This window comes from Bacteroidota bacterium (genome assembly GCA_016720935.1).
Classification (GTDB): domain Bacteria; phylum Bacteroidota; class Bacteroidia; order AKYH767-A; family 2013-40CM-41-45; genus JADKJP01.
Map to the genome: position 1 here is coordinate 1,350,713 of JADKJP010000006.1, position 25,878 is coordinate 1,376,590.

Sequence of the window (25,878 nt, forward strand, 5' to 3'; positions counted from 1 at the left end):
TTGCACACCTTTAATTAAAATGAACCAATCCTCACCCCATAATTAACTTTAAACCCAAAACACGATGAAAGAGTACGAAAAAATCAAACAGCTCGTTGCGGCTATTGAAGAAGACGTCATCAAGTTTTCTGAAAAAGGGAATGCTGCTGCTGGTACACGCGTTCGCAAAGGCTTGCAGGAAATCAAACGTGCATGTCAGGACATGCGTGATGCCATTCAGGATCTGAAGAAAACCGACGAACCTTCCTGATTCTGTTCTTCTAAAAATAATCACCTTGAACCCGACCGGTACGCTGGTCGGGCTTTTTTATTTGGACCTTTTTTGAAGAAAGAATGTTGAACTTCAATTTAAAACTGAAAGTTTGTAGGTGATGCAGAAGGCAAACCCGTGTCAGAATATTCAATAAGAATTCTAAGGTTTGTAAATTGCTAATGGACCCAAATTAAAATTTGAAAGAGGGAACTTTATCTCACGGTAATAAAAAAGTGGAAGGGCAAGGGTGAGAGTAAGAGTAAGAGTAAGTGTAAGAGTAAGAGTAAGTGTAAGTTTTAAGTTTTAAGTACTTGAAACTTACTCTTACACTTACTCTTACTCTATTAAGTAGCGAAGGGGGGAGTCGAACCCCCGACCTCAGGGTTATGAATCCTGCGCTCTAACCATCTGAGCTACCTCGCCAAAAAGGGCTGCAAATATCGCCATTCCTTTCTTTTTCGCAAAGAAAATTTTAGGATCTGCCTTCTTCGCTGAGCATTTTTGTATTGTGTTTCAGAGTCCTGAGAACCAAAGTCATGACAACTGAAATGCCCAATACATACAGAAATTTCTTTCCAACACTAAAAGTTCCATAGCGGAAAAAGCCCATCAGCACTTCCACATAAACGAATCCGATGACCGTTGCCAATACACCGGAATATTCTCTTCTAAGTACACTTTTCATTGAGAATGGAATGTCACTCTTTCTGAAAGTACTCCATTGAGGAATAAATGCAGGTACTTTGAGTGACCAGTCCATATATGTTTGCCCGAATTTTTTTTCAAGAAATCGTTCTTCCGCGAACATGATGCGTTCATAATAGAGCCAGTACAGCAGGCTTACAATGATTACAAACGCAAAATTGTGAGTGAATACAACAATTCCTATCCACATGAGGTAATTTCCGAGGTACAAAGGGTGTCTTACTGTGGAATAGATTCCGCTTGTATTCAGTGATTCCGCTACCTGGTTTTCAGTATTTCTACCGGAAGTTCCTCTTGGGGTTGTTCCGATGGTATAGGCTCTTACAATAAAACCGAGAAAACTGAGCAGCACAGCTGTATAATTGATTAGTGTGCTGAGTGTCGGATTGAGCTGAGTATAATCTGTAAAATAAACAGCTGGTATTGCCAAAAGGAAAAGGACCACAGGAATCTGCCCTCTTCGTTTGAACAGCCAGTTTCCCGAATTTTCAAAAGAATGTAGAAGTGCCATATGAATTTCGGCGAAGGTAGCCGAAAGATTGAGAATTTGCGAGCATTTTCAAATATTTAAAAGCTTTCATTCAGAAATAATGACTATCTTGGGCGCCCGAGTAAAAAATCAATTATTTTCAAACAAAATTTAGAATGACAATTGTGAAGCCGGAAACCAAAACGAATAAGAAACAAAAGTATACTCTTGAATTTGAGATAAAATCTTCTCCCAAGATTCTTTATAACTATTTAAGTACTGCCAGTGGCCTGGAAGAATGGTTTGCTGATAAGGTAAATATTCGTGAAGGAGATTTTATTTTTCATTGGGAAGGCAGCGAACAGCGCGCCCGTATCATCAATAAAAAAGAAAATCAGCTGGTTCGGTATAAATGGCAGACTGAAGACAAAAAGGACGACACCTATTTTCAATTTGAGATCGTTCAGGATGAAATCACGTCAGATGTTGCCTTAATTGTAACTGATTTTGCAACAGATGATGAAAAAGAAGAAAATGCGCTTTTATGGAATAGTCAGATACACAATCTGATGCACCATATCGGATCCTGATCAGATCAGCACTTCTTTCAGCATTAGCCAGGTTTCTTTTCCAAAGTCACCCATTTCTTCATAATGGAATGTTGTGAGCCTGCGACTGATTTTCACAAACTTTAATTGTTCAAGTCTACTGGAATCGTGTTCTTTCAGCCACTGGTCCAGAACCATGTAATTATCGCTTCCAAAATGATATTCCCATGGAGAATCAGGATGGATGCATAGATAAAATTCTTTGCCTCTCAGTTTATTAATGTTTTTGCTCAACGAAGGCCGAAGTATTTCCAATGCATCTCCCTGGAGATGAATTGTAAAACTGAATTCATTTCCCCACCAATACATTGTTCGGAATGCAAAAATGGATTCCTTACTGAATAAACGTGGATAGTCAAGTACAAAATAAGGCAGCAGTCTGTAATTCTCACCCCTGAATATTTTTCCTGATTTGGCGTTCAATCCTTGAAATGGGAATGGATTGTTTTTTTCAATATTTTCCAGTGTATCGCATAGATCTCCAAGGAGCTTTACAATACCCTTGGAAACGCGATGTTTCACCATGAAAAATTCGATGTTCTGAAGTACCTCCAGTTCCTCGGAACTAAATTTCAATTTACTAACTTGCACATCTTTCGATTTAAAGGGTAAAGATAACGTGAAGAAATTAACACTGCTGCTCCTTCGTTCTTTTGCCGGACCCCTGGTGCTGACTTTTCTGATAGCCCTTTTTGTCTTGTTGATGCAATTTCTGTGGAAATACATCGACGATCTTGTAGGCAAAGGGTTGGAATGGTACATCGTTGCGAAACTGATGGTGTACGTTTCAGTAACGCTTGTACCACTTGCATTGCCTTTGTCCATCCTTCTATCTTCCATCATGACCTTCGGAAATTTGGCGGAGCATTTTGAACTTACAGCCTGCAAAGCCGCAGGGATTTCCTTACAAAGGGTCATGCGTCCATTGATGATCACCGCAGTGCTGATATGTTTTGGGGCATTCTTCTTTTCAAATTATGTGCTTCCAATCGCGAATCTCAAAATGAATGCCTTGCTGTACGATGTTCGTCAGCAAAAACCTGCTCTGTTGATCAAGGAAGGAATTTTTTATAATGGCATTGATGGTTATTCAATTCGCGTTGCTAAAAAAGACGAGGACGGACAAACGCTGCACAATATTATGATCTATGATCACAGTGCTAACCGGGGGAATCTGAAAGTAATCATGGCGGAGAAAGGGAAAATGGCGATGTCTGATGACGAGCGTTTTCTTATACTGACCTTATTTAAAGGTACAAGTTACGAGGAACAGGAAAGTGAACGTGGACGTGCCGCTCATCCAATGATGCGAACGGAATATGAAGAAGAAAGAATTCGTTTTGATTTAAGTTCGTTTAAACTAACACGCACCAATGAACAACTTTTCAAAGACAATTACCAGATGCTGAATCTGGATCAATTGTCAATGGCTGCTGATAGTCTGGACAAAAAAATCGCGCAACGAAAAAAGGAATTTTTTGAACGATTGACTGCTTCTCTAAACGTTGATACCAACCTGAACAGTTATTCGAAAGAAGTAAAACAAACATTGAAAGAATCCGAAATGGTTTCAAACTTCGCGCCATCACGCAGGGATATGATTACCTCATCCGCATTATATGCGGCACGAAACATCAAAAGCATGTCTGATGACGCGATGCAGGATATCGATATCAAGTCAAGGAATCTGGCAAAACACAATATCGAGTGGAACAGGAAATTTACCTTATCGTTCGCGTGTTTGATTCTTTTCTTTATTGGAGCGCCCTTGGGAGCGATCATCCGAAAAGGAGGATTAGGGATGCCTGTGGTAGTATCGATTTTGTTTTTTGTGACCTATCATGTGATTTCCATTTCGGGAGAAAAATTCGCACGGGAAGGTGTTATCCCTCCTTTTAAAGGAATGTGGATATCATCCATTGTTCTGCTTCCAATAGGAATTTTCCTCACTTATAAAGCCACTACTGATTCCGCTCTTTTTGACCGGGATTCTTATATCAGGTTCTTCAAAAGACTCGCCCGTAAAAAATCCTGATTTGTAACGCATTCCTTTCATTTGTGAAAATTCTCCAGATCTGCCACCGTGTACCTTATCCTCCTCTTGACGGAGGAAATATTGCCATGCTCAACATGGCTAAATCGCTTGTCGCAGCCGGAGCGGAAGTTCACCAGTTCGCGCTGAATACAAAAAAGCATTATGTCAAACCGGAATCTTTTCCTGCTAATTTAAAAGAGTTGTTGCATTTCCAATGCGCTGATCTGGATACGCGTATCACCATCGGAGGAGCATTCAGTAATTTATTTAAAAAAGAATCGTATAATGTTGTGAGGTTTTTCAATGAGGAGATTGAAAAGACCCTTGCCTCTATTTTGCAAAAAGAAGATTTTGATGTGGTACAATTCGAAACACTATTTGCAACTCCCTATATTCCGGTTGTCAGAAAATATAGTCGGGCCAAAGTAAGTTTAAGAGCCCACAATGCTGAACACATTATTTGGGAAAGGCTTGCTGGTGCAGAAAAGAATGTATTAAAGAGAACTTATCTTAAATTTCTTTCCAGAAGGCTTAAAAAATACGAGCTGGAGATCCTTGATAAAATCGATTTTTTGATTCCTATCACGAAAGTTGACGAACAAATTTTTAAAGAACTTGGATACAGGAGGCCGGTTCTCAGTCTGCCACTTGGAGTTAATCTTGAAGATTATCCTATAAATAGGAAAACACGTGCTCCACTTTCTTTATTTCACCTCGGATCTATGGACTGGCTGCCCAATATTGAAGGTGTAGAATGGTTCCTTGAGAAATGCTGGCCTGAAATACATTCCGCTTTCCCTGATTTAAAATTGTTTCTGGCCGGCAGAAATTTTCCGGAGTACATCCTCGAAGCCAACCTCCCTGGAGTATTCTGTGAAGGTCGTATTGAGAACGCGAACGCGTATATGTCTGACAAACAAATTATGATTGTGCCACTGCTTTCAGGCAGCGGAATGCGCGTAAAAATTATTCAGGGAATGGCATTGGGTAAAACAATAATTTCAACAACAATAGGCGCTGAAGGAATCAATGCAGAATCCGGAAAAAATATTTTAATCGCGGATACACCTTTAGATTATTTTGAAACAATCAAAAAATGTCTGGATAATCCCGAAGCCTGCAGACAAATTGGAATTGCCGCACGTCAATTGGCGGAGGAAGAGTATTCCAATCTCTCAATCGGGAAAAAGCTCCTGAATTTTTACCGGGAAAAAATAAATTAGTCGTTATCGATTTTGATGGTATGCCCCATCTTATCCCGCTTGGTGATGAGATAGAGTTTGTTGTGCTTGTTTGATTTTATTTCAATCTGAACAACTTCACTTATTTCCAAACCATATCCGATCAATCCTGCGCGTTTCTTTGGATTGTTTGTCATCAATCGCATTTTCGATACACCGAGATCACGAAGAATCTGCGCGCCGACACCGTAGTCTCTTTCATCTCCTTCGAAACCGAGTTCCAGATTGGCTTCAACAGTGTCTCTCCCCTGCTCCTGTAATTTGTATGCCTTCAATTTATTTAGCAGGCCGATTCCTCTGCCTTCCTGGTTCATATAAACAATCACACCTTTGCCTGCTTTTTCAATCATTTCCATTGCACAGTGCAATTGAGGACCGCAATCACATCGACAGGAACCAAAAATATCACCTGTGAGACAAGAGGAATGCACACGAACCAGTACAGCTTCATTTTTATTCCATGTACCCTTTACCAGTGCGAGATGCTCCTGACCGGTACTTACTTGTTTGTATGCATATAAATCAAAATCACCGTATGCAGTAGGCAATTTTACATCGACTTGTTTTTCGATAAGGCTTTCTGTCCGCAGTCGATACGCGATGAGATCTTCAATTGAAATAATCTTGAGTTTGAATTTCTCCGCGATCAGCATCAGATCCGGGAGTCTGGCCATGGTGCCATCAGCATTCATGATCTCAACAAGTGCTCCTCCGGGTTGAAGTCCTGCCAGTTTACTCAGATCAATAGTAGCTTCTGTATGTCCTGCGCGACGCAGCACGCCGCCTTCTTTCGCTCTCAATGGAAAGATATGACCGGGTCGGGCAAGATCTTCGGGTTTTGTACTTGGGTCTACAAGCGCCTGAACTGTCTTAGAGCGATCGCTGGCAGAGATACCGGTGGATGTTCCATGTCCTAGCAAATCAACAGATACCGTAAACTGTGTTTCGTGGGAGGATGTATTTTGCTTCACCATCAGGTGCAAGTCGAGTTCGTTGCAACGTTGCTCGGTCAGAGCTACACAAATGAGCCCTTTTCCATGTGTTGCCATGAAATTAATCACTTCAGGAGTTACATTTTCAGCGGCAGCAATAAAATCACCTTCATTTTCCCGGTGAGCATCGTCAACTACAATAATAACTTTCCCCTCTTTGAGGTCCTGAACGGCCTCTTCAATCGTATTCAGTGTGAACATAGCATTGAAATTGTATTCCTGATAGGCTGCAAATTTACAAAAGTTTAAGGGAATGAACTAAAAGGAAGCAATTCATGACGAATTTCATGATATTTCAATTTTGATTACAGCTGCATCATGAAGAAAATCAATAAATCCGTCTTGAATTAGGCCTTTTCATTCATTTTTCAGTCACCAGTTCAGATCTTTCTTACGATGGTAAGGAATGGATCATTTGCGACAACACTTCCTTTCCCAATCGCTGTATCATTGTTTCATAAACCTCCCTAAACAAGCGTATGGTTTAACTCTCAACCCCGTAAGGTTGACTTCAAACGCCACTCAAGCCCCGTAAGGCTTAGTGGCGTTTGTTCATTTAAAATATTTCCTGATCTCCTTTTGAATCATGCTTTGTCGAATTACAATCCAGGAGTTTTTTTTGTGCCAATTTATAATCAGAAGAAAATATTTATTCCGTATTTATAAAAACAAATCATTGAAAACCAATTCACACACTTTTTATGTAAGAAATTTAAAAAATCTGAACACACGCATGCTTCCTGTTGAATTATCATTGTTCAGTAAACACAAACAAAAACACAAACCTCTAAACTGTACACGAATGGTCAAACACTGATCGAAACCTTAACGGTCGACATCAACACAAACCGCGCCCCGTAAGGCGCGGTTTTGTTTTTTAATACATTGAATGATTAAAAACTGAAATGAGTTTCTCATTCAGAAACAGGAGGCTCGGTGACCTCCGGCTTTTTCATCAGGTGAAGACGGATCAACAGATCTTTCAGGGAATTAAATTCCTGTCTGTAAAAAACACCGAATCCCTGAGTATACGGTGAAGTATAATTGATCAGGTTATCGTTGTTGGAACGGTTAAAGCCTTTCAAACGGAAACGGCCGTCTTCATTCACTTTGTATTCCGCGTAAAAGTCACCCACGACGTTGCTGTTGCTGTTGCTTTGTGTAGCCGCATTGTTTGAATATCCAATATTTCCTTCAACGGTGAGGCGATCATTGAAAAGTGACTTGGAGAACATCAACTGGATTTCCTCTTTACTGTAAGTATCCTTCGCTCTGTAATTGAAACCGATATTTACATTTTTACTTACCTGGGAAAGCCAGTTACTTACCTGGTTGCTTAACAATTCACTTGCACTGGCACCCGCGCCTGATCCGGCGTCAAAACCGGCTGTAGCCACTCCGGTTCCCGAAGGTGAAATGAATTGATTGAAGACAAGCAAGCCAAACATTTGCTTGTTGATTTCCTGCTCTGAATTGAGAATACTCCGTATATAGGTTTGTTCTGTTGCGTCCACTCCCCTGACATTAATTTCATAATTGATGGTTGGGTTCATGAGTTTATTGGTGAGCAACAATCGAAGATCAACTGGTATGCGTCGCTTGTAGGTACTATCCGGAATGATTTTATAGAGTGAAGACGTATACACCACATACACGGCAGACAAATCTACAGTCGCATCGTAGGGGTTTCCTGCCCAGGTGATTCGGCTTCCTCTGTCAACAATAAATTTTTTATTGATGAGGTTTTGGAGTGTGAACAGGTATTCACCTTTGTCAATTGAATAGGTTCCATACATATTAAAATTTCCGGCAGTATTGATATCCATTCGGATACTCCCTGTTCCGGATCCTGTAATTACGTCACCAATTTTTTCATCAAAAATAATGTTGATGACCGCTGTCGGATTCATATCCAGGTTCATGTTTAATTTTACACCTGAAAGATTCACAAGTTTGTGTATTTCTATCTCATCATCATCTTTCTTTTTTGTTTTATCAATGAATGTGATGAAATCACTCTGGCTTACGTCGCTGGTACTGTTTAATGGTATATTCAGTACAGTTCCTTTTTCAGGACTCAGGTTGATGTCCATGTTCATATTTTCGATAGCGCCATAAAAATGCGCATAACCTGAAACAAAAGCGGTTCCATAATAAAGAGAATTTTGAGCCGCATTGGTATTCAACATTTGTAATTTCCGGGGGCGTACTGTGACATCGAATAAAAATCTGGAAAAATAATCATGTGTAATTTTCCCGCTGACATCCGCTTCATTGTTGTATTTGTCAACGATTTTCATCCCGCTCAGATCAAATATATTTTTACGCACTTTTACCTGGCTTGTAAAACTATATCTGGTATTGAGATAATCGACTACACACGATGCTCTGGAAAAATCCACGGTACCTTCAAATACTGGTTTTTTCAATGTGCCGGTTAAGGTAAGATCAGTTGTCACCTTTCCATTCACTTCGGACATGATACCGGTCAAATAGCGTTCGATTGTATGTAAATAAAAGTTGTTGAGCTTCACCGTGAAATCCAGGTTATCTTCTTCCCGTGCAGCATAATAATTTCCACGAATGTCGATTACTTTTGCTGAACCTCTGGTCACACCAATGTTCGCAACAACGATTTTTTGCTCTGAATTGTAGCGTGAAATAATGGAAGCGACACCCAGAGTATCGTGATTAATGCTTAGATCAGAAATGCGAAGATCTGTTTCCATCTGCGCGTTCTTTTTCGCGTTACTGAGATAAGCATTTCCGTTGATGACGCCTCCCAAAACCACTTCACTTTGTTGGAGGAATGGATTCAGGTTATCGAGACTGAAATTTGAAAATTCCAATGCCAGATTTTGAGAGATCGAATCACCAATAATTCCTTCAATCTTTACCTCTTCATTTTGCTTACTGAAATTCAGATGATGTACAACAATGGATGAGCTGTCGAAAATGATTTTATTGTCAGGATCCAGATTCCAGGGTTGGTTTTGAAGAACGATACGGGAAGAATCGAAATGCATATCAAACCGGTTCGCTGAATAGAAATCGAAAGAACCTCTCAACCTTGCGCGGTTGGGCAGGGTGTCAGCATCTGCAAGTCGCAGGAGATAGGATAAATGATTGTTCTTCGCATCAGCGATCAGATTCAAACCGGGAAGAGAGCTGCTATCCGCCAAACTTACTTTGTCTGAATTTGCTTCGACTTTCATTGTTTGAGCATCCGCGCTTAAATTGATGTTATTACCATGGAAAAAGAATTTTCCATAGCGTATCTCCGGGCTGGAAAATTTCAAATGAAAGGAACCTTTCAATGAATTGATATCACCGTTGAGGCTGGTAAGCGGATCAAAGGTCCAGGAAGGGAGAAAATTTTCAGTGATTACAGACATGTTTTTAACATGAATGAAAAAACTGAAATTCTGATCATCAGGATTTTTTTTGAGAGGTAATACGACTGAAGGCAAATACCGTGGAAGAATTTCTTTGAATGCATCCGCGAGAGTTGCCAATTCGTATTTACCTGAAACTTCACCATCCAGGAAATCTGATTTCAGTTCAATGCGTTTATCTCCACTTTCTAATTTTTGAGCATTCAGATAGACATTTCCGATCCGATACATCTTTTTATCGACAAGCAGAAAAGTGTTTTTGATTTCGACAATCCCTTCAAGATTATCCAGTTTATTTCCTTTGAAGTGTGAGGAAATAGAAGTTTGCAAAATATTTTCTCCCGGGATATTGATGAGATGTAATGTGTCGAGTCCTGCATGACGGATCTCTGCTGTAAAATTGAATACCGGAAGTTTGGCCCTGAAATCGATGGATCCGGTGAAGTCCATATCGAGATTAGGATCCCTCACTCCTACTGTTCCATTGAAGAGTTTTTTTGCAATCTCACCATCCACCTTGATATTTCTGTAGTTGTAATTTTTAAATTCAATGGATTCAACGGTTCCTGTCATCCTTGCATCCACATCATTCAATCGCAAACCCTTTCCTTTAATATCCGCATTGAATGTGATTTTTCCGATATCTTTTAATAAAGCAATTTTCCCAACATCAAATTCATGTGCCGCAAGGTGACCACTATACACTGAAACTTTTGATTTTGGATCGTATTTTAAATTGATATCCGAATTGATATATCCCAGCTCTGTATTGATATTTCCATAGGCGACAAAGTCGCTGAAGAAGCCGGTGAATTTTCCTTTGAAAATAACTTCACCAAGGGATTCGAGGTTCTCAGGAACTTCTACAAAATTATTCTCATTGAATGGCGGCAAAGGAATAGATGCGATGTCTTTTCGATTGGTACGAATTTCTTCAGCCTGAATATCCATATACGTTTCTTCGATATAAGGCAGTCCGGACATGGAAATATTTCCTTTGAAATAAGAAGTGTTGCCAAATTTCAGTGTTACATTTTTTCCTTTGAATCGATTCACTGTTCCTTTAAAATTCCCGTCAATCAAAACGGAATCATCCATACCCCACAAGTCGTGAGCGAAGTATGCGATATCCTTAAACGATACTTTGGAATTGTGAAAATCAGATTTCCATTGAATACGGCTTGTGAATTCGTCAAAATCCGGGAAACTGTCGTAATCGAAAGTCAGGTCACCCTTAATGTCCGTGTGTGGAGAACGGATAACCAGATTTTCGAGTCGGATCTGATCGGAAGAGACTTTTGCTTTTGCCTGGAATTCATCAACAATAAAACCACTTTGGTCGCGAAAACGGAGATTATGAACAGTGGTGAAAATAGAATCATTGACAAAGGAAATATCACTGAGTTGACCGTTTATCCCGTCAAGGGACAGGTTTGAAAATTCTACTCCAACCGGTGAAAGGGTATCGTTCTGATTGCTGTTGATGAAACGGACCTCTTTGAGTGACAATTCTGCAACACTCAATTTCCAGGGTTTCGCAGTAGTATCGGTTGGAGAAGATGATGAAAAATAATCCGTAAGAAAATGCAGGTTGTCATGAGCTTCACCTTTGTAGTGAACAAGTCTGAACAGCGTATTTTCAAGGCTTAACTTATTTACAGCAAGGATTTTCTTTTCAGTACTGAGGTCTTTAAGGGTGATAGAAATCCTACCGGCATAAATCAGGGTATCCTGATGTTGATCTTCCACATAAACGCCTTCCAGGTTGATGCTTTGTACAAATTGAATACTCACCCGGTCGATCGTGATCTTTGTATTCAGTTCACCGGAAAGATATGCTGCCAGCCGATTGGCAATCCAGGTCTGGGATGAATCGAACTGAAGAGCTAAAAAGAGTCCGCCCAGGGATAATAATACGATCCCCAGAATCCAAAGTAAGATGCGACCGGCTTTTTTGATATTTTTGAGGCTTGAAAAGGTAATAATTCAGCAATCTTCGTACCGTGAATCCTAATCCTGTTTATATCCTTGGCATAGAATCATCCTGTGATGAAACATCCGCGGCTGTGTTGATGAACGACCGGGAGCTTTCAAATGTTGTTGCCAATCAAACACTTATTCACGAATACTATGGCGGAGTGGTTCCTGAACTTGCATCGCGTGCCCATCAGCAAAAGATTATTCCTGTAGTTGAGGAGGCTCTCCGACAGGCAAATATAACCAAAAACCAACTGAATGCCGTTGCCTTTACAAGAGGCCCGGGTTTGATGGGTGCTTTACTGGTAGGCGTGTCTTTTTCAAAAGCTTTCTCGCTGGGACTGGGGATTCCGATGATTGATGTCAATCACATGCAAGGACATGTACTTGCTCATTTCATTCAGTCAGAAACCAGTCAAAAAAGAACCCCGGAATTTCCGTTTTTATGTCTGACGGTATCCGGTGGTCACACACAAATTGTGAAGGTCAATGATTATCTGAGTATGGATATTCTCGGGGAAACCCAGGATGATGCTGCAGGAGAAGCTTTTGATAAAGCTGCAAAGATTATGGGTCTTCCTTATCCCGGTGGTCCCATGATTGATCGTTTGGCAAAAGAAGGCAATCCTCAACGTTTTGCATTTCCACATCCTCAAATGCCGGGATTGAGTTTTAGTTTCAGTGGACTAAAGACTTCATTTCTTTACTTCATCAGAGATCAGATGCAATCCGATCCGGATTTCATTGAAAAGAACAAGGCAGATATCGCTGCGAGCATCCAGTACACTATTGTGAATATTCTGCTAGAGAAATTAAAAAGAGCATCACGCGAGACCGGGATCCGGCAAATTGCGATAGCAGGAGGAGTCAGTGCGAACCAGGGGTTACGGAATGCGCTGATGAATCTTCAGGAAAAATTGAATTGGGAAGTTTTTATTCCTCCATTTTCATATTGCACAGATAATGCGGCGATGATCGCAATGGTTGGTTACCGGAAATTCCTTGCCGGTGATTTCACAAATCAGGATATTGCTCCGCTTGCACGGATGCCATTTTAAGGGCTTTGATTGTATTTAAAACAGAAAAATCTTCATCATGATTAAACGGTACACTTTATTGTATTTTCTCATACTTGTTTCCGGTTGTACTCAGAAAAAAAGTAATCCGGAACAAAAAATGGTGGTCGAGTTAGATCCCAAAACTGCATCACATCAATTTTTGTATGGCTTGTGGAGTCTTGACAAAGACAGCATTTTGAACAATGAAGGATATCTTTTTAATACTGATGGCAGTTTTAGTCTTGTCGCAAGTGAACTGAATGGGAATTGGGAATTTAAAGGAAGCGACAGTCTTGTCCTTACTTTCAACACCATGACCAGAGGAAGTCAGACTGAAGTGTTTGCTGTGGATACAATAACTGTTGACAAACTGATCATCTCAAAGCAGGATGTCAAGCATTCTTTCAGAATGGTACCATTCGGAAAGAATTCTGAAGGCATCGTTTTATCCGGTTTTATGGGCACCATTGCTCCCGGTGTAATAAAAGAGTACACATTCAATCTTCAATCTGCCAAACAGATCAAACTGGAATTGGTCACTAAGGAGACGGGAATTGATTTTCAATTTTTTGACGGTGAACATGAAATCACCAGTGTTCCAGTAAAAAGCTGGGAAGGTATCATCGTCCGTGGTGGTTCTTACCGGGTTTTAATTTCACGATCAAGCAAAGGAGCTTTATCTGATGAAGCTGCTGATTTCAACCTAAAGGTCATTGGCTATTAATTTTTTACAAGTTATTCCGTGTCTTCAGGAAATAAAAAAAAGTTCCCCACCATGGTGAGGAACCTTTTAATAAACACAAACCTGATAATAATCGATTTATTGCATGACTGCATCCACTACGTGAACAATTCCGTTTGAAGCAGGAACAGATGCAACGATAGCTGCATTTCCAAGGTATACTTTTCCGTCCTTCAGACTAACTTTTACTTTGTTTCCACCAAACATTGTAACTGTTTGACCGTCCTGGAAACTTTCAGCTTTGAAAACACCCACAAGCACATGATTGTACAGTATATTTTGCAGCTTGTCTTTGTTTTCCGGTTTCACTAAATTTTCAACTGTTCCTGCAGGCAATGCGTCAAAAGCAGCATTTGTTGGAGCAAAAACCGTAAACGGACCATTGTTTGACAAAGCATCAACCAATTCGGCAGCTTTAACAGCAGCAACAAGTGTTGTATGGTCTTTTGAACCAATAGCGACTTTTACAACATTTGGTTGGGATACATCATCAGCAACAGCGGATTGGCCACCACCAGCGGGTTGCTCGACTGCTTCCGTTGTAGTTTGATTATCACCTTCGTTTTCAGGAGCATTTTTGCAGGCTCCAAAGAAAGATAATACTCCTACGATTGTCAGGGTAAAAAGAATCTGTTTTTTCATATGTGTGTGATTTGGATTTCGTGAATGATTCTCCGAAGATATTTTGAACCTAATTATTCAAATATGACTATGCTCAAGGATTTATATTATTTTCATCATGTAAAAAAATAGGAAATCGTATCTTTCCGTTCATTATCTTCTAAAATATGAAATTTTGAGGGTGTTTTATGTATCTTAAATCCGAAAAAAGTACCGTCAGAAACTGGAAAGAATCGGATGCTGAGGCATTGGCAAAGTATGCGAATAATAATAAAATCGAAGCCAATCTCAGGGATGGTTTTCCTTTCCCTTACTCCCTGGAAGAAGCTCATAAATTTATAGCTTCAGTTCAGGCGACAGATCCTGTGACCATTTTCGCGATTGAAGTAGGCGGTGAAGCAATTGGCAGTATAGGGTATTTCCCTAAAGACAATATTTACAAGTACAATGCTGAAATCGGGTATTGGATTGGTGAACCATTTTGGGGAAGAGGAATTATTCCTGAGGTACTCCGGGTCATGACCGAATACATTTTTGAAACAACTCGCTTGACAAGGATTTACGCAGAAGTGTTCGGCAGAAATACTGCATCCGCGAGAGCTTTGGAAAAAGCGGGATTCAAAAAAGAAGCTACGATCCGACAGAACATCATAAAAAACAATAAAACGGATGACACTTTAATTTATTCCATACACAAGACTGAATTTCTAAATGGAATCTGAATAAAAAAAGAGGCTGAAGATTTTTCTCCAGCCTCTTTTCTTGATTAAAACCTATTACCAGATTTTTACTCTTAAGCTATCCGGTCTGTACATCGGATCACCATCTTTGATATTAAAGGCTTCATAGAATTCAGGCACATTGCTGAGCGGACCGTTCACACGAAGAAAATTCGGTGCATGCACGTCAGTCATCACCTGCATCGCGAGAGAGGCATCACGCGCATGGCCGAGCCAACCGAGGGTGTATCCAAGGAAATATCTTTGCAGAGGTGTCAGACCATCGATCTTCTCCCCTTTTTTGAATTGCTCAGTTTTCTTGAATGCTTCCAGTCCAATTACAACACCACCCAGGTCGGCGATATTTTCCCCAAGAGAAGCTTCTCCATTTACATGAAGGCTATCCAGGACTACATAATCGCTGAATTGTTTCACAAGAATATTTGCCTGTTTTGTGAATTTAACCGAATCATCAACAGTCCACCAGTTTTGAAGATTACCACTTGCATCAAACTGACGACCCTGATCATCAAAACCGTGTGTAAGTTCATGTCCGATGGTAGATGCCGCAGCATAACCGTAAATGATGGCATCATCAGCCAGTGAATCAGGAAGTCCGGGAATCAGGAATTGGGCTGCCGGTAAAACGATTTCGTTGTTGGAAGGATTGTAATATGCATTATAAGTTTGAGGGGTCATTTCCCATTCGGTACGATCAACCGGTTTATATAATTTTGCAACCTCATAATTGTAAGACCATGCTCTGCAATTCATGACATTCTGAACATAAGAATCACGGGAAATCTCAAGTTTGGAATAGTCTTTCCACTTGTCAGGAAAACATACTTTACGGTTAATTTTAGAGAGCTTATAGAGTGCTTTTTGTTTTGTATTGTCGCTCATCCAGGGAAGACCTTTTATTCTTTCCTGATATGTGTCAAGCATGTTCTGTACGAGTTTGTCGTAACGCTCACGCATGCTTTGAGGCACGTATTTCGCTACATAAAGTTGCCCAAGCGCATCACCAAGAAAACCTTCCTGTTCATCGAGTACGCGTTTCCAACGAGGGCGTTGCGTTTTTACGCCTGACATCACAGTTCCGTAGAATGCAAAGTTCTCTTTATCGAATGCTGAACTCAGCTGATCCGCAAAGCTGTTTACAAGATTCCAGCGCAGGTATGTTTTCCATTCCGGAAGTGAAACTGTATTCAGGCTCTTTTCTACTTGCTTATAAAATTCTGGCTGGCCAATGATCACGGAATCGATATTATTCAGGCTCATCCGGGTCAAAATATCTTTCCATTGAATGGATGGAGTAATTTTAGTGAAATCCCCGACAGACATTTTGTTGTAATTCGCATAGGGGTCACGCAGATCTTCCAATTTACGAGAAGCTTTTGCCAGGTCTGTTTCAATTTTCATGACCGCCGCGGCACTGCGATTAGCGGTTACTCCGTCTTCCCCAAGTAAACCAAACATGCGGGTCAGGTGAAGAACATATTCTTTACGAATGTTGGCAGTGCGGCTATCGGTGTTGAAATAGTAATCACGATCCGGTAATCCGATTCCACCCTGGTAAAAATGCAGGGCGTATTTTTCACTGTTCATTTCATCCTGAAAAATATAGGCGCCGAATAAAGGAGAGCCAATATTTACCTGGAAGTCTGCGATGAGATTGACAACATCGGAAACACTTTGCAACGCATTGATTTTATCCAACTGGGCTTGTAATGGTTTTATGCCCTGAGCCTCAATAGCAGCTGAGTCCATTCCTGTTGACCAGAAATCTCCTATCTTTTGAGCATTACTCCCCTTTTGCGCAGACTTATCAGCAGCTGCTTCATCGCTCAATTGGCGAAGTTTCGTGTAGTTGTCATCTCTGACAAGGTTTGCAATACCCCATCTTCTTTCGCTTTCAGGAATTGGATTTTGCTTCATCCAGGTTCCTGTTGCATATTTGAAAAAATCAGTTCCCGGTTGAACAGTTGTGTCGATCCATTGCCAGAGAAAATCATCCTGTGTGACATTCGCCTGTTGGTCGGTTTTTTTTGAAGCGCAGGACCAGAAAAGTAGGATCACTGCCGGTAATAAAATCAGTTTTTTCATTTTGAATATTTAGTTTTAATGCGTTCAGGTTTTTCGTGGTAGATAAGATTATGATAAAATTATGGGTTACAAAGCTAATGAAATGTTGAGTTTTTCGACAGGATTAACGATTGTTAACTAATCCGGCAATACAGGGCTTGACTCTTTGGATTTCAAGGTAATATGTATGTCGAAATTTGTGGATAAAGTTGCAGGACTGTGACAGAGTGATTGATCTTCATTTCTTAGCTTCGCAAAAAATCATGAATATGAAAAGAGTTCTGTTTGGAATTATTGCCATTTGTGCTGTATTGTTTTTCAAAACAGGTGTATCCCAGGACCCTCATGCTAAATCAGATGCTAAACCTGATACAACTATACATTTCAAATCTGAAAAGCACTTCAAAAATGTGAAACAGCTAACCTTTGGTGGTGATAATGCAGAAGCTTATTTCAGTTTTGATAACACAAGAATTGTATTTCAAACAACAAATCCTGCCTGGAATGTTTCCTGTGATCAGATCTATTACTCAGGCTTAGATTATTTTTCTCCAAGTCTTGTGAGTACCGGAAAAGGACGCACTACATGTTCGTATTTTCTTCCCGGTGATTCACTGGTACTTTACGCATCCACACACCTGGCATCAAAAGACTGTCCGCCAAAACCGGAACCACGTCCGGATCATAAATATGTTTGGGCATTGTATGATTCCTTTGACATTTTTGTCGCTGATCTAAAGGGGAATGTGCGTAAACAGCTTACCAATCAACCCGGTTATGATGCTGAGGCAACCGTAAGTCCTAAAGGTGATAAAATAGTATTTACATCCACACGCAATGGTGATATTGATTTGTATACAATGAACATTGATGGCAGCGATGTGAAACAGGTTACCAATGTACTGGGTTATGATGGCGGAGCTTTCTTTTCACAAGATGGAAAACGTTTAATTTTCCGTGCAAGTCGTCCGAAGACTGAGGAGGAAATTGCTACTTACAAATCACTTCTTTCACAGGGACAAGTGATGCCCACCAATATGGAAATTATGACCTGTAATGTAGATGGAAGTGGTTTACGCCAGGTTACAAATCTCGGAGGTGCTAACTGGGCACCTTATTTCAGTCCGGACGGAAAAAAAGTAATCTTCTCGAGCAACCACGTTTCTAAAGGTTATCATTTCAATTTGTGGATGTGTAATCTGGATGGGTCAGGTTTGGAGCAAGTAAGTTTTGATCCTGTATTTGACGCCTTTCCTGTTTTTTCAAGGGATGGTAAAAGGCTGGTCTTTTCAAGCAACAGAAACAATGGAGGTACCCACGATACAAACTTGTTTATTGCTGAATGGAAATAATGTTCAACACCAGCACGATACAGAATTTGTTAGGCTGATTTCGAGTTTTATTATGGGTTAAATTCACTTTTTCACCGTCGGTATTAAGCAAAGAAAAAGCAATCGCAGCCTTTTTCTTATGTTTGCTTTATATTTCTCCATCGAATTTTTCGAAGGATTGCTTTTTTCAGATTAAATTATGAAACCAGGACGCATCTTATTACTACTTGCGATTGTTTTGATAGCTGTTGTCATTTATGTTAATAAATGTTCAAACGGAAAAAATCAAATGAATCCGTCCGGAGGTTCGGGAAAATCCTCAGCTCCCCTTTCTGTTTCAGGAGTAATTGTATCTGCTCTGCCACTCGATGATCAGATCTATGCTACAGGAACACTATTGTCAAATAATGAAGTTGAATTGAGAAATGAAATACCCGGAAGAATTGTGAAACTGGGTTTTCAAGAGGGCACAACTGTTCGTAAAGGCGATTTACTTGTAAAAATTGATGATGATGATTTGCAGGCACAATTAAAAAAGTCTGAAGTTGATAAGCAGTTGGCTGAGAAAAATGAAATACGTCAGAAAGATTTGCTTGACATCCAGGGAATCAGTCAACAGGAATATGATCTTGCATTAAACTCATTGAATAAAATCAAAGCGGATATTGATCAGATCAGGGCACAGATCAGCAAGACAGAAATAAGGGCTCCGTTCAATGGTGTGGTTGGTTTGAGAACAGTTAGTGAAGGATCTTTTATTAGTGCAAACACCCGGATTGCGACACTTCAGGAAGTAGATCCGATGAAACTTGAATTTTCGATTCCGGAAAAATATTTTTCTACTCTTGGAATGAATACGGAAGTACATTTCACAGTTGAGTCTGCAAAAGGAAAATTCAAAGGCAAAGTTTATGCTTATGAACCAAAAATTGATCTGGCAACACGGTCTCTGACACTCAGGGCGATTTGCCCGAATCCGCATCACGACTTGATTCCAGGTGCACTTGCAAAAATTGACGTTCCACTTTCACGCATTGAAAATGCCATTCTCATTCCAACTCAATCTGTCATTCCTGAATTGAAAGGCTACAAAGTATATACGGTAAAGAATGGAAAAGCGAAACCAATGAAAGTAAGACTTGGGTTAAGGAATGATTCAACCGTACAGATCACCGAAGGTTTGAATGAAGGTGATACAGTTCTGACAACCGGAATCATGCAAATGCGCCCGGATATGCTCATAAATGTGAAAGTTAAAAACTGATTGAGAATATTTTTTAAAAATAAGAATTGATTCTAATTCATTTGTTCCCGATTCTATGAGTCTTTCATCATTAAGTCTAAAACGGCCGGTATTCGCGATGGTGATGTCTATCATCATCATGCTTTTTGGCTGGATTGGATTTAATTTTTTAGGTGTCCGGGAATATCCTTCCATTGATCCACCGGTGATTACTGTGAGGACCTCTTATGCCGGTGCAAACGCTGAAGTTATTGAATCACAAATAACGGAGCCACTAGAAAAAGCCATTAACGGGATAGCCGGGATACGTTCCATTTCTTCGAATAGTAATCTTGGAACGAGTAATATCACTGTCGAATTTACACTGGAAGTTGATCTGGAAGCGGCAGCGAATGATGTGAGGGATAAAGTTTCTCAGGCACTGCGGCAATTACCACAGGACATTGACGCTCCACCGGTTGTTACAAAATCGGATGCGAACAGCGACGCGATTATTTCTATGACTGTGGAGAGCAGTACCCGGAATCACCTGCAGGTGAGTGATTATGCGTCCAATATTATACTGGAACGTTTACAAACGATTCCGGGAGTAAGTACGGTTCAGATCTGGGGGGAGAAAAAATACGCGATGCGGATCTGGATGGATCCTGCCCGACTTGCGGGTTATTCTCTGACTCCACTGGATATTCAGAACGCATTGAATCGGGAAAATGTTGAATTGCCTGCCGGTAAACTGGCCGGTTCATCAACGGAGCTCACTGTAAATACAAAGGGAAAACTTAATACAGAAGATGAGTTCAATAATCTGATCATTTCATCAAACGGAACACAAACCATTCGTCTGAAGGATGTCGGCTATGCAACCCTTGGTCCTGAAAATGAAGAGACCATTTTAAAGCAAAGCGGAACACCGATGATAGGTTTGGCCCTTGTGCCTCAACCGGGATCCAATTACATTGAAATTGCTGATGAATTCTACAAACGTTACGAGCAATTAAAGAAGGATCTGCCCAAGGATTTGATGCTGAATATTGCCCTTGACAATACAAAGTTTGTTCGCTCTTCCGTTCTTGAAGTTGAAGAAACATTGTTGATCGCGTTCTTGTTGGTTGTGATCATCATTTATCTCTTTTTCAGGGAATGGCTGATTGCTATCCGTCCTTTGATTGATATTCCGGTCTCACTGATAGGCGCGTTTTTCATTATGTACCTGGCGGGATTCTCCATCAATATCCTGACTCTTCTTGCGATTGTACTCGCAACGGGACTTGTTGTTGATGATGGGATTGTTGTGACCGAAAATATTTATAAAAAACTTGAAGCCGGTTTAAAACCCGCGGATGCAGCCCGTGAAGGAGCGAATGAAATTTTCTTCGCGGTGGTTTCTACTTCTCTTACACTCGCTGTGGTCTTTTTACCAATCATCTTTTTGCAAGGATTTGTTGGCCGGCTTTTCAGGGAGTTTGGGATTGTGATGGCAGGCGCTATTTTAATTTCCGCGTTTGTATCCCTGACACTTACTCCTGTACTAAACGTAAAACTATCAAGAACTACTCACAAGCATTCTAAATTTTACCTGGCTACTGAGCCATTTTTTAGTGGAATGATTGATCGTTACCGTCGTTCACTGACAAGTTTCATGAAACAACGAAGATGGGCAGTATTGATACTCTTTGCTACTGTTGGTTTGATCTGGGGAGTTGGTTCTTTGTTACAATCTGAGTTATCTCCACTTGAAGACAGAAGCTGGTTGAGGCTCACCGCGAGTGCACCGGAAGGGACAGCTTACGAATATATGGATCATTACATGGACAGAATTTCAACTTTCCTTGTAGATTCTATTCCGGAGAAAAAAGTTGTACTCACAGTCACCGCACCCGGTTTTGCAGGATCTGGAGCAGTGAATTCAGGATTTGTGCGTTTAGCATTGGTGGATCCAAAAGACAGAAACCGTTCCCAACAACAGATCGCGGATTATCTGAATAAGAATTTAAAATATTTTCCTGAGGGAAAAGCCTTTGTTATCCAGGAGCAAACTATCAGTGCCGGCGGTGGCGGTGCGCGGAACGGACTCCCCGTTCAGTTTGTCTTAGAAAATGCCTCTTTTGATAAGTTGAAAACCTATCTGCCTAAATTTATTGAAGAGGTAAATAAAAATCCTGTATTTCAGGGAGTGGATGTGAATCTGAAATTCAACAAACCGGAGCTCAATATTAGCATTGATCGAGAGCGAGCCAGTGCTTTGGGAGTTTCAGTAAATGATATTGCGCAAACACTTCAGCTTGCCTATAGCGGTAAGAGAATGTCATATTTCAATATGAGTGGTAAGCAATACCAGGTTATTGGACAGATGGACCGGGAAAACAGGGATGAGCCATTGGATCTTAAAACACTTAGCATACGCAACCGGACCGGTGAGATGATTCCTTTGGACAATCTGATTCAGGTTGTTGAAGAAAGCAGTCCTCCTCAATTGTATCATTTCAATCGTTACAAATCAGCCACGGTGCAGGCAGGTCTGGCTCCCGGAAAAACCATTGGTGACGGCATTGACGCTATGAATGCAATCGGGGAAAAAGTATTGGATGAATCCTTCTCCACTGCGTTGACAGGACCTTCACGGGATTATGCGGAAAGCAGTTCAAATATTCTCTTTGCCTTTATTCTGGCATTGGTTCTTATTTATCTCATCCTTGCAGCGCAGTTTGAAAGTTTTATCGATCCGTTTATCATCATGCTTACTGTTCCTCTGGCTTTGGGTGGAGCTGTGTTGAGTTTGTGGCTGTTTAACCAGACGCTGAATATTTTCAGTCAGATCGGTATCATCATGCTAATCGGATTGGTGACAAAAAATGGTATTCTCATTGTAGAATTCGCGAATAAGCAAAGGGAGAAAGGTTTATCAGTAAAGGATGCTGCCATAGAGGCTTCCACGCTTCGTCTCAGACCTATCCTGATGACCAGTATCGCTACCATACTCGGAGCCCTGCCTATTGCAATTGGACTGGGAAGTGGCGCTCAAAGCCGGATTCCGATGGGAATTGTAGTAGTGGGCGGCTTGTTGTTTTCATTGGTGCTTACTCTCTACGTTATTCCGGTGATGTATACATATATTTCGAGGACAAAGAAACATGAAGCGGAAGAATAGTTTAACGATTCAAAAGAACGAAATAACCGGGCCGGTTTTATTTACTAAACAGGTCCTGGTTTTGTTTAGCTTTTGGATATGCTCCTGTTTCAATTCCGGAAGTGTCATGGCACAGGATTCTTTGCTTACGCTTGATAAAGCAATAGAAAATTCCTTGCTAAATAATTTTGATGTAAAAATTGCCGGCATTGAAAGAGATCAAAACAAAAACAACGATCATGCTGGTATGGCCGGCATGTTGCCAAAACTTGATTTGAACGGTTCATATTCTACTTCCAATCAGAATACACGTCAAAGTTATTCCAGTGGTCTGGAAGTAAATCGCGACAATGTGAGTACGGATAATCTGAACGCCAACGCAAGCGCTGTATGGACTGTTTTTGACGGGTTGAAAATGTTCGCGACTAGGGAAAAGCTCGGAGAGCTCTATTATCAAAGTGAGGAGAAGTTAAAGGTTCAAATGGAATCCACTTTGCAGGAGGTTATATCCACTTATTATTCCATTGTACAGCAAAAGCAATTGCTCGCATCAACAAGGGAAGAAATTAAATATGCGGAAGAACGTATGCATATCGCGGAAAGGCGGTTGGGAAATGGATCCGGTTCAAGACTTGACTTCCTGCAGACAAAAACTGATCTCAACGCCTTGCGTTCGGCCGAACTTAATCAGCAATCCGCACTGGAAGCAGCGAAGATTCAGCTCAATCAGTTCATGAATAAAGAACTCAGCAGTTCGTTTGATGTTACGGATACCATTATCATTAACTATTCTCCTTCCCTGGAGGACCTGCGGAATTCGGTACTTTCAAAAAATCACACGCTGAAGTATTTTGAAAGAAATGAACAGATTTCAAAATTGGGCTTGAAAGAATTGCAAGGGTCGAGGCTTCCGAAAATTTCTTTAAACGGAGCATATCAATTCACAAAAGTGAAAAATGAAGTGGGATTCGTTTTGCTGAATCAAAACACCGGATTGAATTATGGCATTACCGCTTCCCTCCCACTGTTCAACGGATTTATTCTTTCTTCACAAATAAAAAATGCCCGTTTGAATTTGAAGAGCAGTCAGCTTTTGGTTGAGCAATCACGTCAGGAAATTTCAGCTGAACTGCTGAATGCATATCGTAATTTCACAAATCAAAAGGCCACCTTAAAACTCGAAGAAGAAAACATTGAATACGCCCGTGAAATTTTAAAAGTAGCGCAGGAGAAATTTCGTATTGGTGCGAGTAGTCTTGTAGAAGTAAAAAATGCTCAATCGACATTTGAAGCAGCCAATCTGCGTCTGGTTTCAGCCCGCTACAATACCAAAGTATCTGAAACATTACTTCGAAGACTCAATGGTGATTTGATTCACTAGAAAAGATTATCTTCATCAGGTAAAAACTCCCTTTGAAAGTCCCGCCTTTTTCTAATCATCAATAATGATGAAGCTCAAAATTTCTTCAACTTTACGTGAGTTCATCCAAAGCCAGAAATTTTCAGGAGTATTACTCATATTTTGCACGATAACTTCTCTTATTCTTGCAAACAGTTTATTTTCGGAAGGTTACATTGGACTACTTCACATGCATTTAGGAATGCCCGGACAAAATTTTCCAGGGATGAGTGTTGAGCATTTCGTGAATGATGGCTTAATGGCTGTTTTCTTTTTGTTGGTTGGACTGGAAATTAAGCGTGAGTTAATTGCCGGCGAACTTTCATCATTTGAAAAAGCAAGTATTCCGGTTTCTGCTGCTATTGGCGGAATGATAGTTCCGGCTTTGCTGTATGCGCTTTTCAATCATGGAACTGCTACTACTTCAGGCTGGGGAATTCCGATGGCTACGGACATCGCGTTTGCAATCGGAGTGCTTTCTTTATTAGGCAATCGGGTTCCTGATTCTTTAAAAATCCTTCTGACCGCACTTGCAGTTGTGGATGATCTTGGTGCAGTAGTAGTCATCGCGCTTTTCTATTCTTCAGGTATCTCTTTCTTTTACCTGATGTTGTCTGGCTTGGTGCTTCTATTGTTATTCATCATGAATCGCAGCGGAGTTAAATCGTTGGTATTTTACCTCATCCCAGGGATATTGCTTTGGTATTTTATGTACAGTTCCGGAGTTCATTCCACCATTTCCGGTGTTCTTCTGGCAATGGTGATTCCATTCAGGAAAAATGAAGAACATACACCTTTGCTCAGGCTGGAACATTGGCTCCATCGTCCGGTTAATTTTATCATCATGCCCTTATTTGCTCTGGTGAATACGGCAATAGTTTTTGATCCTGGTATTTTGCATCAGGTAATTTCTCCGGAGAGTTTTGGTATCGCGACCGGACTGATTTTTGGAAAACCAATCGGCATATTACTTTTTATCGGGTTGGCCATTATACTCAAGATCGGAAAATTGCCTGAAGGAATAAACATGAAACACATTGCAGGTATCGGAATACTTGGTGGTATTGGATTTACGATGTCAATTTTCATTTCCTTACTTGCGTTCAAAGAACCCGAATACATTCTGAACGCAAAACTTGTTATTTTGCTTTCATCTTTTATTGCAGGAACAATTGGTTATTTTGTATTACTTAAAATAAATGACACAAAAGCCTGAGAGTAAAAATCTGGGACCACAATTACGATCTCCGCATGGCCCGATGGCAATTGAAGTTGGTTTGTTCATGGAGCGAATCAATGTTGAATTGTATACATTTTGTTTACAACATAATCCTCCGGCACCAAAGGAAAAGGTTCTCGAAATTGGTCCGGGTAACGGAGCATTTTGTTCAGAATATTTTCTTAAGACAAAAGATCTGTTGTATACCGGTGTGGAAATGAGCCAGGAAATGTATGAGGAATGTCTGATCAGAAATAAAACTTTTGTCGAGTCAGGAAGAGCGAAGTTTTTCAAAGGTGATATACTCAACCTGGAAATGGATGACAATACTTTTGATGCTATTTATGGTGTCAATGTCATCTACTTTCTGAATCCTATGTTGGATTACCTGAAATATTTGCATCGCATCTTGAAACCGGGCGGACGACTTTCCTTTGGTTTCCGGGACGGAAAATCCATGAAAAATTTACCCTTTGTGGATGATAATTTCAATCTGTATGAAGCCGACGAAATCGTCGATATCCTTCGAAAATCAGGCTTTGAACGGGTTGAATACCGAACAACTCCCGAAACGATAAAGACCTTAGAAGGGCAAATCATGACCCTTACGAATGTCTCTTCCCTTGCCTTCAAAGGAAAAATGGCTTAAACTTGTAAAT

Annotated in this window: 19 protein-coding genes and 1 tRNA gene; 13 read left to right on the forward strand and 7 right to left on the reverse strand. The window is 40.5% G+C overall.

The window, feature by feature from the left end; all coding sequences use genetic code 11:
• Window positions 1-64 precede the first annotated feature (64 nt).
• Window positions 65-250: a histone H1 gene (locus IPP86_13750; GenBank protein MBL0139574.1), complete on the forward strand. Its 186-nt coding sequence runs from the start codon at window positions 65-67 to the stop codon at window positions 248-250.
• 352 nt (window positions 251-602) lie between these two features.
• On the opposite strand, the gene IPP86_13755 is transcribed toward IPP86_13750, so the two are convergent.
• Window positions 603-676: transfer RNA gene (locus IPP86_13755), tRNA-Met, on the reverse strand.
• A gap of 49 nt (window positions 677-725) precedes the next feature.
• Window positions 726-1,469, reverse strand: coding sequence for a DUF1295 domain-containing protein (locus IPP86_13760; protein ID MBL0139575.1), 744 nt, complete (start codon window positions 1,467-1,469; stop codon window positions 726-728).
• Window positions 1,470-1,603: 134 nt separating this feature from the next.
• On the opposite strand from IPP86_13760, the gene IPP86_13765 reads away from it, so the two are divergent.
• Entirely contained in the window at window positions 1,604-2,017 is a 414-nt protein-coding gene (locus IPP86_13765; GenBank protein MBL0139576.1) for an SRPBCC domain-containing protein, read from the forward strand.
• On the opposite strand, the gene IPP86_13770 is transcribed toward IPP86_13765, so the two are convergent.
• A complete protein-coding gene (locus IPP86_13770) occupies window positions 2,018-2,626 on the reverse strand; it encodes a hypothetical protein (protein MBL0139577.1) in 609 nt (202 codons plus the stop codon). It lies immediately after the preceding gene.
• A 28-nt stretch (window positions 2,627-2,654) separates the two neighbouring features.
• Here IPP86_13770 and IPP86_13775 point away from each other — a divergent pair, with 28 nt between their 5' ends.
• A complete protein-coding gene (locus IPP86_13775) occupies window positions 2,655-4,070 on the forward strand; it encodes an LptF/LptG family permease (GenBank protein ID MBL0139578.1) in 1,416 nt (471 codons plus the stop codon).
• Window positions 4,071-4,093: 23 nt separating this feature from the next.
• Window positions 4,094-5,293 carry a glycosyltransferase gene (locus tag IPP86_13780; protein MBL0139579.1) on the forward strand — a complete coding sequence of 400 codons (1,200 nt, stop codon included), beginning with the start codon at window positions 4,094-4,096 and terminating at the stop codon, window positions 5,291-5,293.
• Here IPP86_13780 and IPP86_13785 read toward each other — a convergent pair.
• Together IPP86_13785 and IPP86_13790 are read right to left on the reverse strand one after the other, a co-directional pair.
• Window positions 5,290-6,504 (reverse strand): bifunctional 3,4-dihydroxy-2-butanone-4-phosphate synthase/GTP cyclohydrolase II, encoded by a 1,215-nt coding sequence (locus IPP86_13785; protein ID MBL0139580.1) that lies wholly within the window; start codon window positions 6,502-6,504, stop codon window positions 5,290-5,292. The two genes, IPP86_13780 and IPP86_13785, sit on opposite strands and share 4 nt — an antisense overlap.
• Before the next feature lie 713 nt (window positions 6,505-7,217).
• Entirely contained in the window at window positions 7,218-11,492 is a 4,275-nt protein-coding gene (locus tag IPP86_13790) for a translocation/assembly module TamB (GenBank protein MBL0139581.1), read from the reverse strand.
• 209 nt (window positions 11,493-11,701) lie between these two features.
• Here IPP86_13790 and tsaD point away from each other — a divergent pair, with 209 nt between their 5' ends.
• On the forward strand, window positions 11,702-12,733 hold the full coding sequence (gene tsaD / locus IPP86_13795; protein ID MBL0139582.1) for a tRNA (adenosine(37)-N6)-threonylcarbamoyltransferase complex transferase subunit TsaD: 1,032 nt from the start codon (window positions 11,702-11,704) through the stop codon (window positions 12,731-12,733).
• Between the two features lie 37 nt (window positions 12,734-12,770).
• A complete protein-coding gene (locus IPP86_13800) occupies window positions 12,771-13,457 on the forward strand; it encodes a hypothetical protein (protein MBL0139583.1) in 687 nt (228 codons plus the stop codon).
• A gap of 96 nt (window positions 13,458-13,553) precedes the next feature.
• On the opposite strand, the gene IPP86_13805 is transcribed toward IPP86_13800, so the two are convergent.
• Window positions 13,554-14,117 (reverse strand): fasciclin domain-containing protein, encoded by a 564-nt coding sequence (locus tag IPP86_13805; GenBank protein ID MBL0139584.1) that lies wholly within the window; start codon window positions 14,115-14,117, stop codon window positions 13,554-13,556.
• A 167-nt stretch (window positions 14,118-14,284) separates the two neighbouring features.
• Here IPP86_13805 and IPP86_13810 point away from each other — a divergent pair, with 167 nt between their 5' ends.
• A complete protein-coding gene (locus tag IPP86_13810) occupies window positions 14,285-14,818 on the forward strand; it encodes a GNAT family N-acetyltransferase (GenBank protein MBL0139585.1) in 534 nt (177 codons plus the stop codon).
• A 54-nt stretch (window positions 14,819-14,872) separates the two neighbouring features.
• Here IPP86_13810 and IPP86_13815 read toward each other — a convergent pair whose 3' ends face one another.
• A complete protein-coding gene (locus IPP86_13815) occupies window positions 14,873-16,921 on the reverse strand; it encodes a M13 family metallopeptidase (protein ID MBL0139586.1) in 2,049 nt (682 codons plus the stop codon).
• Between the two features lie 248 nt (window positions 16,922-17,169).
• Between IPP86_13815 and IPP86_13820 the strand changes: the two genes are divergently transcribed.
• The 6 genes from IPP86_13820 (at window position 17,170) to IPP86_13845 (ending at window position 25,868) form a co-directional block, all read left to right on the forward strand.
• Entirely contained in the window at window positions 17,170-18,252 is a 1,083-nt protein-coding gene (locus IPP86_13820) for a PD40 domain-containing protein (GenBank protein MBL0139587.1), read from the forward strand.
• Between the two features lie 178 nt (window positions 18,253-18,430).
• Window positions 18,431-19,495, forward strand: a complete 1,065-nt coding sequence (locus IPP86_13825; GenBank protein MBL0139588.1) for an efflux RND transporter periplasmic adaptor subunit — start codon at window positions 18,431-18,433, stop codon at window positions 19,493-19,495.
• A gap of 55 nt (window positions 19,496-19,550) precedes the next feature.
• Window positions 19,551-22,622 carry an efflux RND transporter permease subunit gene (locus IPP86_13830; protein ID MBL0139589.1) on the forward strand — a complete coding sequence of 1,024 codons (3,072 nt, stop codon included), beginning with the start codon at window positions 19,551-19,553 and terminating at the stop codon, window positions 22,620-22,622.
• Window positions 22,623-22,728: 106 nt separating this feature from the next.
• Window positions 22,729-23,982: a TolC family protein gene (locus IPP86_13835; protein ID MBL0139590.1), complete on the forward strand. Its 1,254-nt coding sequence runs from the start codon at window positions 22,729-22,731 to the stop codon at window positions 23,980-23,982.
• 64 nt (window positions 23,983-24,046) lie between these two features.
• On the forward strand, window positions 24,047-25,216 hold the full coding sequence (nhaA, locus tag IPP86_13840) for a Na+/H+ antiporter NhaA (GenBank protein ID MBL0139591.1): 1,170 nt from the start codon (window positions 24,047-24,049) through the stop codon (window positions 25,214-25,216).
• Window positions 25,200-25,868, forward strand: coding sequence for a methyltransferase domain-containing protein (locus IPP86_13845; protein ID MBL0139592.1), 669 nt, complete (start codon window positions 25,200-25,202; stop codon window positions 25,866-25,868). The genes nhaA and IPP86_13845 overlap by 17 nt, the downstream gene beginning before the upstream one ends.
• The last annotated feature ends 10 nt before the right edge of the window (window positions 25,869-25,878 follow it).

Coding starts and splice junctions, on each gene's coding strand:
- IPP86_13750 (MBL0139574.1), top strand. CDS start 65: ATGAAAGAGTACGAAAAAATCAAACAGCTCGTTGCGGCTATTGAAGAA.
- IPP86_13760 (MBL0139575.1), bottom strand. CDS start 1,469: ATGGCACTTCTACATTCTTTTGAAAATTCGGGAAACTGGCTGTTCAAA.
- IPP86_13765 (MBL0139576.1), top strand. CDS start 1,604: ATGACAATTGTGAAGCCGGAAACCAAAACGAATAAGAAACAAAAGTAT.
- IPP86_13785 (MBL0139580.1), bottom strand. CDS start 6,504: ATGTTCACACTGAATACGATTGAAGAGGCCGTTCAGGACCTCAAAGAG.
- IPP86_13800 (MBL0139583.1), top strand. CDS start 12,771: ATGATTAAACGGTACACTTTATTGTATTTTCTCATACTTGTTTCCGGT.
- IPP86_13805 (MBL0139584.1), bottom strand. CDS start 14,117: ATGAAAAAACAGATTCTTTTTACCCTGACAATCGTAGGAGTATTATCT.
- IPP86_13810 (MBL0139585.1), top strand. CDS start 14,285: ATGTATCTTAAATCCGAAAAAAGTACCGTCAGAAACTGGAAAGAATCG.
- IPP86_13815 (MBL0139586.1), bottom strand. CDS start 16,921: ATGAAAAAACTGATTTTATTACCGGCAGTGATCCTACTTTTCTGGTCC.
- IPP86_13820 (MBL0139587.1), top strand. CDS start 17,170: ATGAAAAGAGTTCTGTTTGGAATTATTGCCATTTGTGCTGTATTGTTT.
- IPP86_13825 (MBL0139588.1), top strand. CDS start 18,431: ATGAAACCAGGACGCATCTTATTACTACTTGCGATTGTTTTGATAGCT.
- IPP86_13830 (MBL0139589.1), top strand. CDS start 19,551: ATGAGTCTTTCATCATTAAGTCTAAAACGGCCGGTATTCGCGATGGTG.
- IPP86_13835 (MBL0139590.1), top strand. CDS start 22,729: ATGGCACAGGATTCTTTGCTTACGCTTGATAAAGCAATAGAAAATTCC.
- nhaA (MBL0139591.1), top strand. CDS start 24,047: ATGATGAAGCTCAAAATTTCTTCAACTTTACGTGAGTTCATCCAAAGC.
- IPP86_13845 (MBL0139592.1), top strand. CDS start 25,200: ATGACACAAAAGCCTGAGAGTAAAAATCTGGGACCACAATTACGATCT.